Below are 15,609 nucleotides of genomic sequence, written 5' to 3'. Positions count from 1 at the left end.
TTTAATGGTTCAAAATACAAAAGAATGAATAAAGAATATGCCGTTGGAATTGACATAGGAGGAACACATATTACCGCAGCAATTATAGATCTTTTAAGCATGAAAGTGATTGATTTATCATTGCAAAAAGAAACTTTCGACTCCAATTTACCTGTAAATGAAGTTATGTCGATTTGGGAAAAAGTGATCCGAACTTCGGTGGAAAATTCAAAAGTTGAAGCAATAAAAGGACTTACAATTTGTATGCCTGGACCTTTTGATTACACTAACGGACTTTGCTGGATAAAAGACCAGTCAAAATACGAACATTTTTACGGACTGAATGTGCGCTATTTATTTCAGGGAACATTAAATCTTTCAAGTGAATTTCCTATTCTTTTTGAAAATGATGCTGTTTGTTTTGGAAAAGGCGAGGTTTTTAAAAACTCCAATAATCTTTCTAAAAAAGTGATGGCAGTTACATTGGGCACTGGACTTGGCGCTTGTTTTATTGATAAAGGAATTTCAATTTCATCGGGAGAATCAGTTCCTCAAGATGGAGAAATTTGGAATCTTGCTTTTAAAGATGGGATGGCTGAAGATTATGTTTCAGCACGAGGTCTTTTGGCGAATTATAAAACTTTGGCAGGAAAAAAAATCAACAGCGGGTTAGAACTTTATAATCTTGCTTTAAGCGGTGACGAAATCGCAGTAAAAGTTTTTGAAGAAATGGGAGAAGACTTAGCTGAAGTCGCAATTCCTTGGCTGGAAAAATTTGGAGCAAACGGATTTATTATTGGCGGAAAAATTGCAAATGCTAGCGAATTCTTCTTGGATGCTTTCAATAAAAGAATAAAACAATCAGGAATTGACATTAATGTTTCTGTTTCTACAGATAACGAAATTGCAGCTTTATTAGGCGCTGCAAGTATGTTATATGAAGCATAGTTTTTCTAAATTTACTAGGATTTTTTGAACCATATAAGTAATATAAGTTTATTTAATTATCGCTTTTAAATGTTCTTATTTATTTGGTTTGTAGAAATTATGCAAAACTCTTTAATGTCCTTACATACCTTATATGGTTTAAATTTTATCAAATATGGCAAACTCAAATCGTAGAAATTTTATAAAAACAACCGCAATTGCTTCAGTTGCTGTGGCATTGCAATCTTTTCAATCTAATTCAGAAAAAGAAGAAAAGGAACCTTCAAAAAAAGGAAAGAAACCAATTGTACTTTCTACATGGCGATTTGGAATACCTGCAAATGAAGCCGCTTGGGAAGTTTTAAAGAAAAACGGCAAAGCTTTAGATGCTGTTGAAGCCGGTGTAAAAATTCCGGAAGCTGATCCAAAAGAAAGAAGCGTTGGTTACGGCGGACGCCCAGACAGAGACGGACGCGTAACGCTTGATGCTTGTATTATGGATGAAAATGCCAATATTGGTTCTGTTGCTTGTTTAGAATATATTAAACATCCTATTTCTGTTGCAAGAGCCGTGATGGAAAAAACACCTCATGTCATGCTTGTTGGCGATGGAGCTTTGCAATTTGCATTGGAACAAGGCTTTAAAAAAGAAAATCTGCTATTAGAAGAATCGGAAAAAGAATGGAAGGAATGGCTGAAAGACAGTAAATACAAGCCAATTGCTAATATTGAAAACCACGATACGATTGGAATGATTGCTTTAGATGCTGATGGAAATCTTTCCGGTGCCTGTACAACAAGTGGAATGGCGTTTAAAATGCACGGACGTGTAGGTGATTCGCCAATTATTGGAGCAGGTTTATATGTCGATAACGAAATTGGCGCCGCAACTGCAACAGGCCATGGAGAAGAAGTAATCAGAATTGCTGGCTGTCATTTGGTTGTTGAATTGATGCGTCACGGGAAATCGCCTCAAAAAGCCTGTGAAGAAGCGGTTGCCAGAATCGTGAAATTGACCAAAAACAGAAATAAAGATTTAAAAGATATTCAGGTTGGGTTTATTGCTTTGAATAAAAATGGCGAATATGGTTCGTATTGCGTTCAAGGCGGTTTTAATTATGCCGTTTATGATGAAACAGGAAACCGTTTAATTGATGCTGATTATTTCTTGAAATAAATCTTTTGTACGTAATTATTTTAACACATGGAAATATAGATTTGAGATACTTAAAAAAGCCGTTTCATTTGTTTTAAAGAAACATACTTGGCTATGTGTTAGAAACTAGTTTCTTTCAACACTCTTTTTAAATAAAATTCTATGCTTCTATGTGTTAAAAAAAATTATTCGTCTCCTGAATTTTCAGTAGTTGAAGGCACTTTTTTCCGAATGCTGGTACTTAGATAGAAAAACAATCTAATAGTATGATTCATATCATATTGATAACCAGAATATTTTTGCTGATACACATTCATATACCCAAAATCATAACTCCATTTTGGATTGATTTGTTTTTTTATTCCGATGAAAAAGCGATTCTGATCAAAAGTGTTATAAACAGCTTCTTCGCCAAATTGTAAAAGAATTTCATCTGAAAGAACCATCTGAGGCCAAGATTTTTTATCAGAAATCGGGAAAGTAAAACTCATTAAATATCGTACTCTGTTGGTAAAACGCCAGTCGCCACTTGGTAAATCGTTAACTATTTTTTCCTGCCAGCGTTGTTCGTTTCTGATGCGTTGCAAAATACTCACTTTTGACACTTTTACATTTAATTGTGCTTGCTGGTAAATTCTGTTTTCATCGGCAAAAGTACTCCAATCTTCATTTGAAGGTGCCAGCCACATATGCGCATATCCTAAGTTTAACGAAACATTTGAATTAGGAATATAACTAACGCCTCCTCGTATAAAATAAAAGCTGGGGTCAGACACAAAATCGTTTCGGCGAATGTGAAAATCTCCAATAACAGCCCAGTGATCTGCAAATTTTGTTACCGTATTTATAGAAACCCAGGTTTGAAGCTGCTGGTTGATTTCCTTTTTTTGATCGGTTTGTGCTAGCATCCAAATTGGAAACAAAAAGATAAAAATCCAAATAAAATTGTTCTTCATATATGCGATAGAAATTAGTTTAAACAATAAATTTCTTTAGAATCGGTAAAAGGCAATAATTAAAACAATGTGAAGTAAAGATACTCTTTTTTATAGAAATTAAGGTTGTTTTAAAATGTGTAATTTGTTTGTTATTAATGTTTTAAATGTGTTTTTTGAATCGCCATTTAATTGGACTTTGCTCTTATAGCAGCAACTGTTTTTGATAAATTTATTTTTATTAAATACTTATTTATTTTTCAATAAAAGCTATATTCGCTTTTCTCTTTATTAAGAAAAATAAGGTGTTTTATAAATTAGAAAACTATCAAATAATCAAAGCCAATGCGTAAAATTTTACTAATTATTTTAACAGCAGTAATTTTTCAAAGCTGTAATTTTGGATCAAGTGGAACACAAAAAAATGAAGATATTGAAGCAAGTAAGGTTCAAGAAATTAAGGTCGTAAATGATAAATTATTCAAAGCTATAATGAGTAATGATATTCCAGGCGTAAAAGCGCTGCTTTCGGATAAATTACTTACAACAGTTGCAAGTTCTGATTTAAATAATCTAGTTGGTACGATGAGCGCTAATTATCCGTCTAAAAGCTATACAATTCTTGATCAATATTATGTTTCAAATACAAACATAAATATTCCTAATACTTTGATATCGGGAGTTTCGGGAGACAATGACTATGTTATTAGTTACAAAGCCTTGAATAAAGAGATGTTTACTGTGTTATTTATGCCTACAACTACACACAATGATGCATTGATAACCGTAATTTATGGTAAGTACGGCAACGAGTGGAAGATTAATATTTTACAGTTTGGACAATATACTTTATTGAAAAAAACTGCATCAGATTATTATAAATTGGCTCAAGAAAACTATAAAAAAGGTTACTTGATTGATGCTGTGAACGATATAACTGTGGCTAAACAATGCTTAAATCCGGCTGGTGAATTCTTTAAATATGAGAAAGAACAGGAAATCAACAATTTTTATGATAAAGTCCTTGCTGAAGCGAAAGCAAAGTTTATTTTGCCTTTGACACTAGAAAATGTTGAAAGTAAACCTAAAGTATTTCGAATTTTTCCTCAAATGACAAAAGACGGTTTTATGCCGGAGATTTGCTATGTTTCTAGTATTAAATTGGCTGATACTGTAGCTCTGAAAAAAGAAAATGAAAAAGTTAAAATTGAAGTAGCAAAAACGTTTTATGGAATCGATAAAGGAAAAACCAAAATATTTTATGGGGCATATAACGAAATGCCTGATGGAAAAAAAGAAGTGATGCAGTACCGATTTATTGAGGTAATGAAGAAAGTAAAAGAAATTAAAACAAAATAAAAAGAGGCGCTGTTATTTCAAAAAGAATGACAGCGTTTATTTATAATTAGGTATTAATCAAAATATTTAATCATTTGATTAAAATATTTGTTTAACGTATTTAGAAATATTTTATATTTGCATGTAAATTATTAAAGATGAGTGTTTCAGAGTCTAAAAAGAAGGACACAACTACAGAAGAAAAGATAAAAGCGGCAGCAAAAACAGTCTTTTATAAAAAAGGTTTTACGGCAACAAGAACTAGAGATATTGCGGAAGAAGCTGGTTTGAATCTTGCTTTGCTCAATTATTACTTTAGAAGCAAGGCCAAACTTTTTGAAATAATAATGTCTGAAACTTTTGCCGGTTTTATAGGCAGCATGAAAGTAATACTGAATGACGATACCACTTCCTTACAGCAAAAAGTTGAAATTATTGCGGATCGATATATTGATTTCATTACTGCAGAACCAGAAATCCCAACCTTTATCCTTACTGAAATTCGAAATAATCCTGAGGGACTTTTAAAAAGATTGCCAATTAGAGAAATTATAAACGAATCAGTTTTCATAAAACAGTTTCAGGAATTGGTAGAAAAGAAAGTAATAACAGAACCAAATCCGCTTCATTTTTTGATGAACCTTTTAGGATTGGTGGTTTTTCCTTTTATAGCAAAACCTATTATTATGGGAAGCAGAAATTTACAAATGGAGCAGTTTAACGAATTGATGCAAGAGCGCAAGAAGAAAATCCCAATGTGGATTAATATGATGTTCAGCAATGTGTAATCAGAAGTTTAATTATTTGTATAAAATGAGAAAATTATACTTACTTAAATATATTGGAATTCTGTCCTTTATAAGTGTTCAGGCTCAGAACCTGACAATTGATCAAAGTTACCAGTTGGCGTTTGAAAATTACCCTCTAATCAAACAATACGAACTGATTGACAAAAGCAAAGAATATACGATAAGCAATGCCAATAAAGCTTATTTGCCACAAGTAAGCTTGACTGCAATTGAAGGTTATGTTTTTGGCGATTTTCCGAGTATGGGAAGTTCAGGAAGTGACAGCAAGTTTAAGTTTATTGGACTCGGGCAAGTGAATCAGGTAATTTGGGATGGAGGTGCGACCAAAACTCAGAAGAAAATTATTGAGGCTTCTTCAAATGTTGATAAAGCTTCTGTTGAAGTTTCACTTTATGATTTGCGTTCAAGAGTGAATCAGCTTTATTTCGGAATGCTTTTGATTGACGAACAGCTGAAACAATTGGAAATACAAAATAAGATTCTTTCCAATAATATTGATAAAGTAAAAAAACTTCATGAAAATGGACTTGCCTACAAAACAGATGTCGATGAAATAAAAGCAGAGCAATTAAATCTCAGCAGACAAAAAACAGATTTCCAATATACGAGAAAGGGTTATCAAACTATGCTTTCGTATTTGACAGGCAAAAATATCAGCCAGACTCAACTGGAAAAACCTGTAAATGTTATGGGAATTGATACCTTAATCAATCGTCCAGAACAGAAGCGATTTGAAAGCCAGAGAAATCTTGTAAATGCACAATCCGATATGCAGAAAGTTAATTTAATGCCAAAGGTTGGATTGCTTGGCGCTGGCGTTATACTTGCTCCCGGTGTCAATTTAGGACCAAATAAAATTTCTACCGTTGGCGTTGCCGGATTAAGTGTTGGCTGGGATATAAAAGGTTTGTATAAGAATTCAAACGAAAAAGAACTTACACAACAAGAATTGAAAAAAATTGAAGTTCAAGAAGAGACTTTTTTATTCAATACGAGGTTTCAAATGAATCAGAAGAAAACAGATATCGACAGACAAACGGCAATTTTGAAAGATGATGATAACCTTGTAAAACTTCGCCAAACAATACGCGAAGGATATCAGTTGAAATACGACACTGGCGCTGGTCCATTAATCGATTTGCTGAATGCCACCGAAAAAGAAGGAACTGCAAGAGCGGAGAAAGCACTACACGAAATTCAATTGCTCATGACGGCTTATGAGTATCAAATAATCAAAGGAAATTAATTACCATATATTATGAAAAAGATAAAGCTTTTCTATTTTCTTATGCCAATGATTTGCATGGTTTCTTGCCATAATAAAGAAAATGATTTTGACGCTTCGGGAACTTTTGAAGCTGTCGAAACTATTCTTGCAGCCGAATCAAATGGTCGGATTTTACAATTGAATGTTGAGGAAGGACAGCAATTAGAAGCCGGGCAAAAGGTTGGATATATTGACAGTACACAGCTGGCGATCAATAAAATGCAGTTGAAGCAAAACAAAAAAGCAATTTTGAGCGGAAGACCTCAAGAACAAATTCAGACAGATGCGCTTAAAAAGCAGCTTGCCAATGCGCTTCTTGACCGCAACCGAACTGAAAAGCTGGTAAAAGGAGGAGTTGCTTCGCAAAAACAATTAGACGATGCCAATGCAAAAGTGGCGACGCTGCAGTCTCAAATTAGTGCGCAGAAAAATACTTTAGAAATTACAAATGAAAACCTGACAGAACAAGGAAATACAGTTGGTGTTCAGTTAAAAGGAGTAGAAGATCAGTTAAATAAAAGCATCATTGTAAACCCAATTAAAGGAACTGTGTTGACGAAATATGCTGAACAATATGAAATGGCAGTTATTGGAAAACCGCTTTACAAAATTGCAAATCTGGAATCATTGAATCTTAGAGCTTATATTACGGGAACGCAATTGCCTCAAATTAAAATAGGACAACAAGTTAAAGTGCGAATTGATCAAGGTGAAAAAAAATACAAAGAATATCAAGGAACAATCAGTTGGATTTCAGATAAATCAGAGTTTTCGCCAAAGACAATTCCGACCAAAGACGAAAGAGCAAATCTAGTTTATGCTATAAAAGTTAAGGTAAAGAACGATGGATTTTTGAAAATTGGTATGTACGGAGAGGTGCTTTGGTCAAAATAAAATAATGCTATGCCTGCAGTTACATTAAAAAATAGTACTAAAAAGTATGGTGATTTTGTTGCCGTAGACAACGTGTCGTTTGAGGTGCAGAAAGGCGAACTCTTCGGATTGATTGGTCCTGATGGCGCAGGAAAAACTTCTATTTTCCGAATTTTGACAACATTACTGCTTGCAGATGGCGGAACTGCAACTGTTCAAGGGCATGATGTTGTAAAAGAGTTTCAGAAGATTAGAAATAAAGTAGGGTATATGCCTGGAAAATTTTCATTGTATCAGGATTTGACTGTACAGGAAAATCTAAACTTTTTTGCAACCATTTTTGGAACCACAATTGAGGAAAATTATGAATTGATTAAAGATATTTACGATCAGATAAAACCTTTCAGTGACCGACGTGCCGGAAAACTTTCGGGCGGAATGAAACAAAAATTGGCTTTATGCTGCGCCTTGATTCATAAACCTGAAGTTTTGTTTTTAGACGAACCTACAACAGGAGTTGATGTAGTTTCACGAAGCGAATTTTGGGAAATGCTGGAAAAACTTAAAGAACAGCATATTACCATAATTGTCTCAACACCTTATATGGATGAAGCAAAATTATGCGATCGTATTGCGCTCATGCAAAACGGCAAAATTATGACTGTCGATACGCCTCAACAAATTATAAACAGTTTCCCAAAACCACTTTTTGCCGTAAAAGCGAAGAATATTTATAAACTCTTACAAGATCTAAGAAATGATGAAGCAATTGAAAGTTGTGATGCTTTTGGAGAGTTTCTTCACGTAACTTTTGTGTCAGAAGAAGCAAATATAGAATTGGTTCATTCTATTGCAGAAAAATACAATCCAGAAAATTTCGAAGTGAAAAAAATAGAACCGACAATTGAGGATAGTTTTATTCGTTTGATGCGCGAGCAAAGTGATTTAAAAGAATTAAAAGAAACTCCAAATGCAAAATAAAGCAATAGTTTGTAAAGATTTGACCAAGCAATTCGGCGATTTCAAAGCTGTCGATAAAATCAGTTTTGAGGTCAGTGAAGGCGAAATATTTGGTTTTTTAGGAGCTAATGGAGCCGGAAAAACGACTGCAATGCGAATCCTCTGCGGACTTTCTTATCCGACTTCGGGAGAAGCCAGCGTTGCAGGATTTGATGTTTACAAACAACAGGAGAAAATCAAAAAGAATATTGGTTATATGAGTCAGAAGTTTTCGTTGTACGACAACTTGACGATTCTTGAAAATATTGAATTTTATGGCGGTGTTTATGGCGTTTCCCGAGCTGAAATCAAGGAAAGAAGCAATGAATTGGTTGCGACTTTAGGTTTAGAAAAAGAAGCTAAAAAATTAGTAGGCGGACTGCCTTTGGGCTGGAAACAAAAACTGGCTTTTTCGGTAGCGGTTTTTCATCGGCCAAAAATTGTTTTTTTGGATGAACCTACAGGAGGCGTTGATCCTATAACCCGCAGACAGTTTTGGGACATGATTTATCAGGCTGCTGCCAATGGAATTACGGTATTTGTGACCACACATTATATGGATGAAGCCGAATATTGTAACCGAATCAGTATTATGGTTGACGGAAAAATTGAAGCAATTGACTCGCCATCTGAATTAAAAAATCGTTTCAATACGGGTTCGATGGATGAAGTTTTTTATGAATTGGCACGAAATGCCAAAAGAGCAGCAGATTAGTATGAAAAGATTATTGGTTTTCATTCGGAAAGAATTTTATCATGTCTTTAGGGATCAAAGAACGTTGTTGATTCTCTTTGGACTTCCTGTTGCGCAGATTATTCTATTTGGATATGCACTGAGCAGTGAAGTCAAAAATATCGGAATTGCGATGCAAGACAATTCGCATGATGTTCATACGGAGAAGATTATCAGAAAAATACAATCAAGTTCTTATTTTAATAACGCTGATCCAATTCTTGATTATAAAGATATTGAGAACAGGTTTAAAGATGGAAGCATAAAATGTGCGGTTATTTTCCCAGCCAATTTCGGTTCGGATTTGCAGCGCATTGGCGGAGCAAAAATTCAAGTAATTGCAGACGCTTCTGATCCTAACACAGCTACAATTGTAACCAATTATTTAACTGCAATTGTCAATGATTATCAGCATGAATTAAATCCGTCAGCTAAGCCAAATTACCAAATTGTTCCCGAATTAAGACAGCTTTACAACGAACAGCAAAATGGTTCGCTCAATTTTATTCCGGGTGTAATCGCTTTGATATTTATGATTGTCTGCACCGCATTAACCTCTGTTTCTGTGGTTCGAGAAAAGGAACTTGGTACAATGGAAATTTTGCTTGTATCGCCTTTTAAACCTATAATGGTTTTGATTGCAAAGGCAATTCCGTATTTAGTGTTGTCCTTAATTAATTTTGTAATCATTATTTTTCTTTCCGTATATCTTCTCGATGTCGAAATAAAAGGAAGTTTTATATTGCTTTTAGCCGAAAGCATTTTGTTTATCATCACTTGTCTTTCTCTGGGATTACTAATTTCAAATGTCACCGATTCACAGCAAACAGCAATGTTGATTTCAATGATGGGAATGATGTTGCCCACGTTATTGCTTACCGGTTTTATGTTTCCGCTAGAAAATATGCCATGGATTTTTCAAGCGATTTCGCATTTGCTTCCTTCACACTATTATTATATTATTGTCAAAGCTGTTATGCTTAAAGGTTTAGGATTTTCGTATGTGTGGAAAGAAACGTTAGTATTAGCCGGAATGGCTTTGCTTTTACTGACCGTTGCTTTGAAAAAATTTAAAATAAGATTGTCATGAAAGTGCTTCGTTTTATATTGCAGAAAGAGTTTCGCCAAATATTTCGGGACAAAACCATCTTGGCAATGATGTTTTTTGTTCCTACGATTCAGTTGATTATTTTGCCTTTGGCGGCCAATTTTGAAGTTAAAAATGTGAATGTCGTTTATGTTGATCATGACCACAGTTCGTATTCTCAAAAACTGATAAACAAAATAAGTTCTTCAGGATATTTTCATATTAAAGCGACTCCCGCTTCTTATTTAGAAGGCTTAAAATGGATCGAAACCGGTGACGCCGATTTAATTTTAGAAATTCCTTCTGGATTTGAACGAAACTTAGTTCGAGAAGGAAGCCAGAAAGTAAATATTGCTGCAGATGCCATTAACGGAACAAAATCAAATATTGGAAATGCTTATTTAAATGTTGTATTAAATGATTTTAGCCGTGATCTCGATATACGATTTAAATTACCACAACAATCGGCTTCAATTTCACCTTCTTTAATTACGCTGACAAGTACAAATTGGTACAATCCAAGAGCCGAATATAAATATTATATGGTTCCGGGAATTTTAGTTTTGCTGTTGACATTAATCGGCGGTTTTATTACTTCGCTAAACATTGTGAAAGAAAAAGAAATAGGAACCATAGAACAAATTAATGTAACACCTATTCAAAAATGGCAATTCATTTTAGGAAAATTGATACCGTTTTGGATTGTCGGAATAATAGTTTTTACGGTTGGTTTAACTGTGATGTATTTGGTTTATGGCATTTTTCCGCTAGGAAGTCTTGCCGTACTTTATCTTTTTGCCGGAGTTTATTTGATCGCGGTTTTAGGATTAGGACTTTTGATTTCCACTTTTGCTGATACCCAATTGCAAGCCATGTTTATTGCTTTTTTCTTTATGATGATTTTCATGCTCATGAGTGGTCTTTTCACAAGTACCGACAGCATGCCAGATTGGGCCAAAACAATGTCGGAATTTACTCCCGTAACCCATTTTATAAAAGTAGTTCGCCTTATTGTTTTAAAAGGAAGCGGATTGAATGAAGTAGGACAAGAATTATTCTATCTAGTTATTTTTGCTATTGTTTTAAACGGACTTACGATTTATAATTACAGAAAAACAAGTTAAAAAAAATCTTACCTATTTGAGGATTTAAAGCAGGAAAAATGCTAAATTAACATCGCATTCCAATCTGCTGTTTAACCTAAATCCTTGTTATTTTTATGTTTAAAAGAATTTTTAGCCTTGCCATTGTTGTCAGTTTGTTCATTGCCTGTAGTAAAGCAGATGATGATGACAAACCAGAAGAAAAAATTACTCCAAAAGAAGTTTCATTTGATACGAATCAGAATTCTTCTTTAATGTTTCAGGACGATGAAGCTTTAGAAGTGATGACTTCAGAAGCCAGAACTTACAGTATAGCCCAAGTTATACGAATAAAACCAATCGACGAAAAAACATTTGAAGTTTCTAATTTTGCTCCATTTGATATTGAAGATGCTGTTATTTTAGCCACAATTGAAGGCACTACCCAGGTACAGCTTTTCAAAATCAAAAAAATTAGAGGTCATGCAACACAAAAAATGAAATATCCTTTTGTTGACGGAACTTCTTTATTTCTAGACAATGAAAATAAAAAAGTAGATCTTTCAAAATATAAAACGACTGGAATATCGCTAGACAAAATTACATTTGATTTTACTGGAGAAAATGAAACCATTTTAAAGCTTAAAAAACTGAAAGCATTAAAATGGACAATCAAATACCATAATTATGATCCAAATAATGACCCGAATAATAACTGGATGCCTACAACCGCCAAAGATATTCGTCGTTTTTCTGGATTGATGCTTAATATGGGAATCGTTTTTGTTTCGGATAAATTCAAACAGGCTTTCTTAAATGAGCCAATTATTGGGAATGATGGAAAGACTGAATTGACTTTGGCAGAAAAAGAAAAGGTTTATAATGATATTTTAAATCATGCACGTTTTAATTGTGGCAAAGTCGATAAAGTATCAGGTTTAGGAGGCGGTGCAACATTGGGCTACGCCGAACATATTTTACGTGATTACATAAGCAAAGATGCCGGTGATATTACTTCACATGAAATTGGGCATTGCGTTGGTTTTAATCACGATTCAAGCATGACATATCCAAAAACTATAAATAATGTCAGTACAGGAATCAGTCCTGTTATGTCGAGAATAAATAAAGAGTTTTTTGCTGGAGGATTGTTTATTGTAAATCTTCAGAATTATTATAAACTTTCTGATTTTCAGTAAAGAGTAAAGAGTAAAGAGTAAAGAGTAAAGAGTAAAGAGTAAAGAGTAAAGAGTAAAGAGTAAAGAAAACCGCCAATCTGAATTTATAATCAGATTGGCGTTTTTTGTTTAATTTCAGATTTTTTTCGCTAAAAGTTTTGGCTTATTGTTTTTGAAATTTACTTCAGAAATAATAGTTCCGGCAAAAATTAGGCTTCCGCCCAAAAGAAGTCGCCACGAAAGATTTTCTCCTAAAATAAAAAAGGCTCCAATAGCTCCAAATACAGGTTCAAACAAATAAATTACCGCTACTTTTTCCGCTGATAAATAACGTTGCGAAATATTTGAAATCGTGTACATATATGCGGTAGAAAATAAAGCACAATAAATTACGCCGAGCCAAAATGTATTAGTAGTAGGAAACCAATCGGCGTGACTGTCTGTAATGGCAAGGCAAAAAGTAAATAAGGCGCAAAATGCAAACATGGGAACTATAGAAAACAGTAGATTTTTTGCAACCGAATGTTTTTCGACCGTAATCAAATAAACGGCAAAAGCAAATGCTCCAGCAATGGTATACAAATCGCCAATATTAATAGTGAATTTGTCCTTTAATGCAATGATAAACAGACCAGATAAAGCGGTCAAAGCGGCAAGCCAAATCTTTAAAGAGATATTAGTTCTATAAATGGTCAATTTTAGCAAAGGAATAATAATAACGGTTAATCCGGCAATAAAAGAACATTGTGATGCATCCGTATGTTTCAATCCAATAGTTTGCAAATGAATTCCCAAAAACATAGGAACAGCCAGAATAAAACCAGTTTTAATGGCTTCAAAATTTGTTTCTCTGACATATTTCCAAAAAATGATAGTCAAAACGATTACAGCCATCAAAAAACGGTAGAACAAAAATGTTGCTGGAGAATAATTGCCAATTGCCAGTTTTGTAATCGAATAGGAAATGCCCCAAAAAGCAGTTCCAATAATCAATAAAAATAATAAAAGTCGTTTCCTTTCCATTTTGAAATCTTAATATCTAAGGATTTTTTTCATCATCAAATCGGTTTGCTCATCATCGCCTAAGCGGAAAATATGTGTGTCAAACTGCACAAAACCATTTTTGGTATAAAAGCTAACCGCTCTGAAATTCTTTTCCCAAACGCCCAGCCAGATATAAGAAACATTTAATTCTTCAGCAATTTTCAAAGCTTGAACATATAGTTCTTGTCCCACATTTTTGCCATGAAATTCTTTTGCGACGTAAATACGCTCGATTTCCAATGCATTTTTTTCTTGGATTTCGGTTTGCGCTTCGCCTGTATTCAATTTCAGATAACCAATAACTTTTTCATCGATTTCGGCCAAATAGAAATATGAAAATTCATTTTTAAGTTCAGATGTCAACTTTTCCGTTGCAAAACTTTCCTCTAGATATTTGGTCATATTTTCCTCTGAATTGACTTCTGCAAAAGTTTCAGAAAACGTTTGTCTGCCTATATCTTGGAGCTTTGAAATAGCAGCAAGAGTTGCTTTTGTTATTTTTAGGGTACTCATTTTTTATTCTTTTTAATGCGTTAAAAACTGTTTTTCTTCTTAATAAATGCGTAAATTGCATCAATGGACTTACAGCAAATCAAATATTTTTTGGCTTTGGCCAAGGAACTTCATTTCTGGAACACTGCCGGAAAGATGAATATTACACAATCGGCATTGAGCCGACAAATTCAATCTTTGGAAAGCCAATTGGGCGTTCAGCTTTTTGAACGCAATAAACGCAATGTCAAACTTACTGCTGCGGGCCATTTTCTAAAAGAAAAATGGGAAGTCGAGCTAAGCAAATTAGAATTCATTCATCAATCAGCGCGTCAGATTCAACTTGGCGAAAGCGGTACTATTACTATTGCGCATCCAGATTCTATTTCTGCTTCATTAATGCCAGATATTTTATCCCGAATTTCTGCTGCTTTCCCAAAACTTAAAATCAAACTGGTTCAAGTTCTTTATGAGCATCAGCAAGATTTTCTACGCAATTATAAAATCGATTTGGCAATAACCAGAGATATAAATAATGCCAAAGATATTACATCAAAAAAAATCCATACCGATAATTTAGCAATTGTTGTTCCCGAAAATCATCCGTATAAAACGCCCGAAGATCTGACTAAAGAAACGCTTGCTTCTCAAAAATTCATATTACCAACAAATGATGAAGGCAGCAGTTACAGCGATCTTATTCAGCGATTGTTCAATTCTTATGAAAATGCACCTGAAGCGTATCTTCATTCTGAATTCGGATCAGCGATTATAGCTTTGGTTCGAAAAGGACTTGGAATCGCAATTCTGCCAGATTCTTATCTTTTTCATGAAATTTCAGGTATCCGATTTATAAAATTGCCTCTGGAAACGGATTTATATATTAATTGGAGAACAGAAGATCATAATCCTGTTTTGGCCAATGTTTTAAAACTGATAATTCCTTAGTTTTTAAGCTTTCAGCATTTCAATATGCGGAATTCCATCTTCATCATATACTTCACCTTGTTCAATAAAACCTACTGATTGATAAAATTTGGATAAATGATATTGCGCACTAATCCGAATTGGGCCTTCACCAAATTTTTCCTGACAGCCCGTTATGGAAGCTTCCATAATATTTTTTCCTAAGCCTAATCCGCGATGCGATGGGGCAATTACAACTCTTCCAATAGCAATTTCAGAATAGGATAATCCGGCTGGAAGTAATCTTGTACAGCCCGCCAATTCATTATTTACATAATATAAAAGATGAAAACTCTTCTGGTCTTTATTATCTAAATCGAGATAAGGACAATTTTGTTCCACCACAAAAACTTCGCTTCGCAGTCGGAGCATCTGATAAAGTTCATGGTTTGTAAATTCATCAAATGATTTAATGGTATAGCTGTAATTCATTTAAATAGTGCTTTATTTTTTCTCAAAGATAAAAACACGAGTAATGATATAAAATGCTATTTTTTTATCATGTGATGCAAAAAACGCATTAATAAAGGGGGTAAATTTGTCCAAAACTGCTCTACATACTAAAATGCCCCTTTTAGTATATCTAAATGGCCCTCATGTCTTTTAGCTGATTATCTAAATTTGTCTTCCAGAATTTGTCATTCCTTATTTATTTAAGGCACACGTTTTTAAAATTTGGTTAGTGTTAGGAAGGTCCTTTTTTTATGATTTTGTTATAAAGAAATGCTTTGAACCAATTTGGAA

16 protein-coding genes are annotated in these 15,609 nt (G+C 33.9%); 12 read left to right on the top strand and 4 right to left on the bottom strand.

Annotated features, from left to right (window positions below; genetic code table 11):
• Nucleotides 1-24 precede the first annotated feature (24 nt).
• Together RB619_RS13150 and RB619_RS13145 are read left to right on the top strand one after the other, a co-directional pair.
• Nucleotides 25-927, top strand: a complete 903-nt coding sequence (locus tag RB619_RS13150; RefSeq protein WP_308098109.1) for an ROK family protein — start codon at nucleotides 25-27, stop codon at nucleotides 925-927.
• 154 nt (nucleotides 928-1,081) lie between these two features.
• Nucleotides 1,082-2,083 carry a N(4)-(beta-N-acetylglucosaminyl)-L-asparaginase gene (locus RB619_RS13145; protein ID WP_308098107.1) on the top strand — a complete coding sequence of 334 codons (1,002 nt, stop codon included), beginning with the start codon at nucleotides 1,082-1,084 and terminating at the stop codon, nucleotides 2,081-2,083.
• Between the two features lie 164 nt (nucleotides 2,084-2,247).
• Here the strand turns inward: RB619_RS13145 and RB619_RS13140 are convergent, their stop codons facing one another.
• On the bottom strand, nucleotides 2,248-3,018 hold the full coding sequence (locus RB619_RS13140) for a DUF2490 domain-containing protein (RefSeq protein WP_308098106.1): 771 nt from the start codon (nucleotides 3,016-3,018) through the stop codon (nucleotides 2,248-2,250).
• Nucleotides 3,019-3,342: 324 nt separating this feature from the next.
• On the opposite strand from RB619_RS13140, the gene RB619_RS13135 reads away from it, so the two are divergent.
• The 9 genes from RB619_RS13135 (at nucleotide 3,343) to RB619_RS13095 (ending at nucleotide 12,384) form a co-directional block, all read left to right on the top strand.
• Nucleotides 3,343-4,356: a hypothetical protein gene (locus tag RB619_RS13135; protein WP_308098105.1), complete on the top strand. Its 1,014-nt coding sequence runs from the start codon at nucleotides 3,343-3,345 to the stop codon at nucleotides 4,354-4,356.
• 137 nt (nucleotides 4,357-4,493) lie between these two features.
• The gene (locus RB619_RS13130) at nucleotides 4,494-5,123 is read left to right on the top strand and encodes a TetR family transcriptional regulator (protein ID WP_308098103.1); all 630 of its coding nucleotides are present in this window, start codon (nucleotides 4,494-4,496) and stop codon (nucleotides 5,121-5,123) included.
• A gap of 25 nt (nucleotides 5,124-5,148) precedes the next feature.
• The gene (locus RB619_RS13125) at nucleotides 5,149-6,390 is read left to right on the top strand and encodes a TolC family protein (RefSeq protein WP_308098101.1); all 1,242 of its coding nucleotides are present in this window, start codon (nucleotides 5,149-5,151) and stop codon (nucleotides 6,388-6,390) included.
• A 12-nt stretch (nucleotides 6,391-6,402) separates the two neighbouring features.
• The gene (locus RB619_RS13120; protein ID WP_308098100.1) at nucleotides 6,403-7,305 is read left to right on the top strand and encodes an HlyD family efflux transporter periplasmic adaptor subunit; all 903 of its coding nucleotides are present in this window, start codon (nucleotides 6,403-6,405) and stop codon (nucleotides 7,303-7,305) included.
• Nucleotides 7,306-7,314: 9 nt separating this feature from the next.
• Nucleotides 7,315-8,265 carry an ABC transporter ATP-binding protein gene (locus RB619_RS13115; protein WP_308098099.1) on the top strand — a complete coding sequence of 317 codons (951 nt, stop codon included), beginning with the start codon at nucleotides 7,315-7,317 and terminating at the stop codon, nucleotides 8,263-8,265.
• Nucleotides 8,255-8,998: an ABC transporter ATP-binding protein gene (locus RB619_RS13110; RefSeq protein WP_308098098.1), complete on the top strand. Its 744-nt coding sequence runs from the start codon at nucleotides 8,255-8,257 to the stop codon at nucleotides 8,996-8,998. Before RB619_RS13115 ends, RB619_RS13110 begins: the two co-directional genes overlap by 11 nt.
• A 1-nt stretch (nucleotide 8,999) precedes the next feature.
• Nucleotides 9,000-10,106: an ABC transporter permease gene (locus RB619_RS13105; protein WP_308098096.1), complete on the top strand. Its 1,107-nt coding sequence runs from the start codon at nucleotides 9,000-9,002 to the stop codon at nucleotides 10,104-10,106.
• Nucleotides 10,103-11,227 carry an ABC transporter permease gene (locus tag RB619_RS13100; RefSeq protein WP_308098094.1) on the top strand — a complete coding sequence of 375 codons (1,125 nt, stop codon included), beginning with the start codon at nucleotides 10,103-10,105 and terminating at the stop codon, nucleotides 11,225-11,227. The genes RB619_RS13105 and RB619_RS13100 overlap by 4 nt, the downstream gene beginning before the upstream one ends.
• Nucleotides 11,228-11,322: 95 nt before the next feature.
• Nucleotides 11,323-12,384 carry a hypothetical protein gene (locus RB619_RS13095; protein WP_308098093.1) on the top strand — a complete coding sequence of 354 codons (1,062 nt, stop codon included), beginning with the start codon at nucleotides 11,323-11,325 and terminating at the stop codon, nucleotides 12,382-12,384.
• 114 nt (nucleotides 12,385-12,498) lie between these two features.
• On the opposite strand, the gene RB619_RS13090 is transcribed toward RB619_RS13095, so the two are convergent.
• Both RB619_RS13090 and RB619_RS13085 read right to left on the bottom strand, forming a co-directional pair.
• On the bottom strand, nucleotides 12,499-13,386 hold the full coding sequence (locus RB619_RS13090; RefSeq protein WP_308098091.1) for a DMT family transporter: 888 nt from the start codon (nucleotides 13,384-13,386) through the stop codon (nucleotides 12,499-12,501).
• A 9-nt stretch (nucleotides 13,387-13,395) separates the two neighbouring features.
• Nucleotides 13,396-13,920 (bottom strand): GNAT family N-acetyltransferase, encoded by a 525-nt coding sequence (locus RB619_RS13085; RefSeq protein WP_308098090.1) that lies wholly within the window; start codon nucleotides 13,918-13,920, stop codon nucleotides 13,396-13,398.
• A gap of 63 nt (nucleotides 13,921-13,983) precedes the next feature.
• On the opposite strand from RB619_RS13085, the gene RB619_RS13080 reads away from it, so the two are divergent.
• A complete protein-coding gene (locus RB619_RS13080; RefSeq protein ID WP_308098089.1) occupies nucleotides 13,984-14,847 on the top strand; it encodes a LysR family transcriptional regulator in 864 nt (287 codons plus the stop codon).
• Between the two features lie 3 nt (nucleotides 14,848-14,850).
• Here RB619_RS13080 and RB619_RS13075 read toward each other — a convergent pair whose 3' ends face one another.
• On the bottom strand, nucleotides 14,851-15,297 hold the full coding sequence (locus RB619_RS13075) for a GNAT family N-acetyltransferase (RefSeq protein WP_308098087.1): 447 nt from the start codon (nucleotides 15,295-15,297) through the stop codon (nucleotides 14,851-14,853).
• Nucleotides 15,298-15,609 lie beyond the last annotated feature (312 nt).

The sequence above is a fragment of the Flavobacterium sp. LHD-80 genome (genome assembly GCF_030929605.1).
In the GTDB taxonomy this organism is placed as follows: domain Bacteria; phylum Bacteroidota; class Bacteroidia; order Flavobacteriales; family Flavobacteriaceae; genus Flavobacterium.
Note: the sequence above shows the minus strand (reverse complement) of the source record. Positions and strands in the feature narration are given on the sequence as shown.

Bases quoted from the DNA above. Each gene is read 5' to 3' on its own strand.
- RB619_RS13090 (WP_308098091.1), bottom strand. From the start codon at position 13,386: ATGGAAAGGAAACGACTTTTATTATTTTTATTGATTATTGGAACTGCT.
- RB619_RS13085 (WP_308098090.1), bottom strand. From the start codon at position 13,920: ATGAGTACCCTAAAAATAACAAAAGCAACTCTTGCTGCTATTTCAAAG.
- RB619_RS13075 (WP_308098087.1), bottom strand. From the start codon at position 15,297: ATGAATTACAGCTATACCATTAAATCATTTGATGAATTTACAAACCAT.
- RB619_RS13105 (WP_308098096.1), top strand. From the start codon at position 9,000: ATGAAAAGATTATTGGTTTTCATTCGGAAAGAATTTTATCATGTCTTT.
- RB619_RS13125 (WP_308098101.1), top strand. From the start codon at position 5,149: ATGAGAAAATTATACTTACTTAAATATATTGGAATTCTGTCCTTTATA.
- RB619_RS13140 (WP_308098106.1), bottom strand. From the start codon at position 3,018: ATGAAGAACAATTTTATTTGGATTTTTATCTTTTTGTTTCCAATTTGG.
- RB619_RS13095 (WP_308098093.1), top strand. From the start codon at position 11,323: ATGTTTAAAAGAATTTTTAGCCTTGCCATTGTTGTCAGTTTGTTCATT.
- RB619_RS13130 (WP_308098103.1), top strand. From the start codon at position 4,494: ATGAGTGTTTCAGAGTCTAAAAAGAAGGACACAACTACAGAAGAAAAG.
- RB619_RS13135 (WP_308098105.1), top strand. From the start codon at position 3,343: ATGCGTAAAATTTTACTAATTATTTTAACAGCAGTAATTTTTCAAAGC.
- RB619_RS13145 (WP_308098107.1), top strand. From the start codon at position 1,082: ATGGCAAACTCAAATCGTAGAAATTTTATAAAAACAACCGCAATTGCT.
- RB619_RS13150 (WP_308098109.1), top strand. From the start codon at position 25: ATGAATAAAGAATATGCCGTTGGAATTGACATAGGAGGAACACATATT.
- RB619_RS13100 (WP_308098094.1), top strand. From the start codon at position 10,103: ATGAAAGTGCTTCGTTTTATATTGCAGAAAGAGTTTCGCCAAATATTT.
- RB619_RS13120 (WP_308098100.1), top strand. From the start codon at position 6,403: ATGAAAAAGATAAAGCTTTTCTATTTTCTTATGCCAATGATTTGCATG.
- RB619_RS13115 (WP_308098099.1), top strand. From the start codon at position 7,315: ATGCCTGCAGTTACATTAAAAAATAGTACTAAAAAGTATGGTGATTTT.
- RB619_RS13110 (WP_308098098.1), top strand. From the start codon at position 8,255: ATGCAAAATAAAGCAATAGTTTGTAAAGATTTGACCAAGCAATTCGGC.
- RB619_RS13080 (WP_308098089.1), top strand. From the start codon at position 13,984: ATGGACTTACAGCAAATCAAATATTTTTTGGCTTTGGCCAAGGAACTT.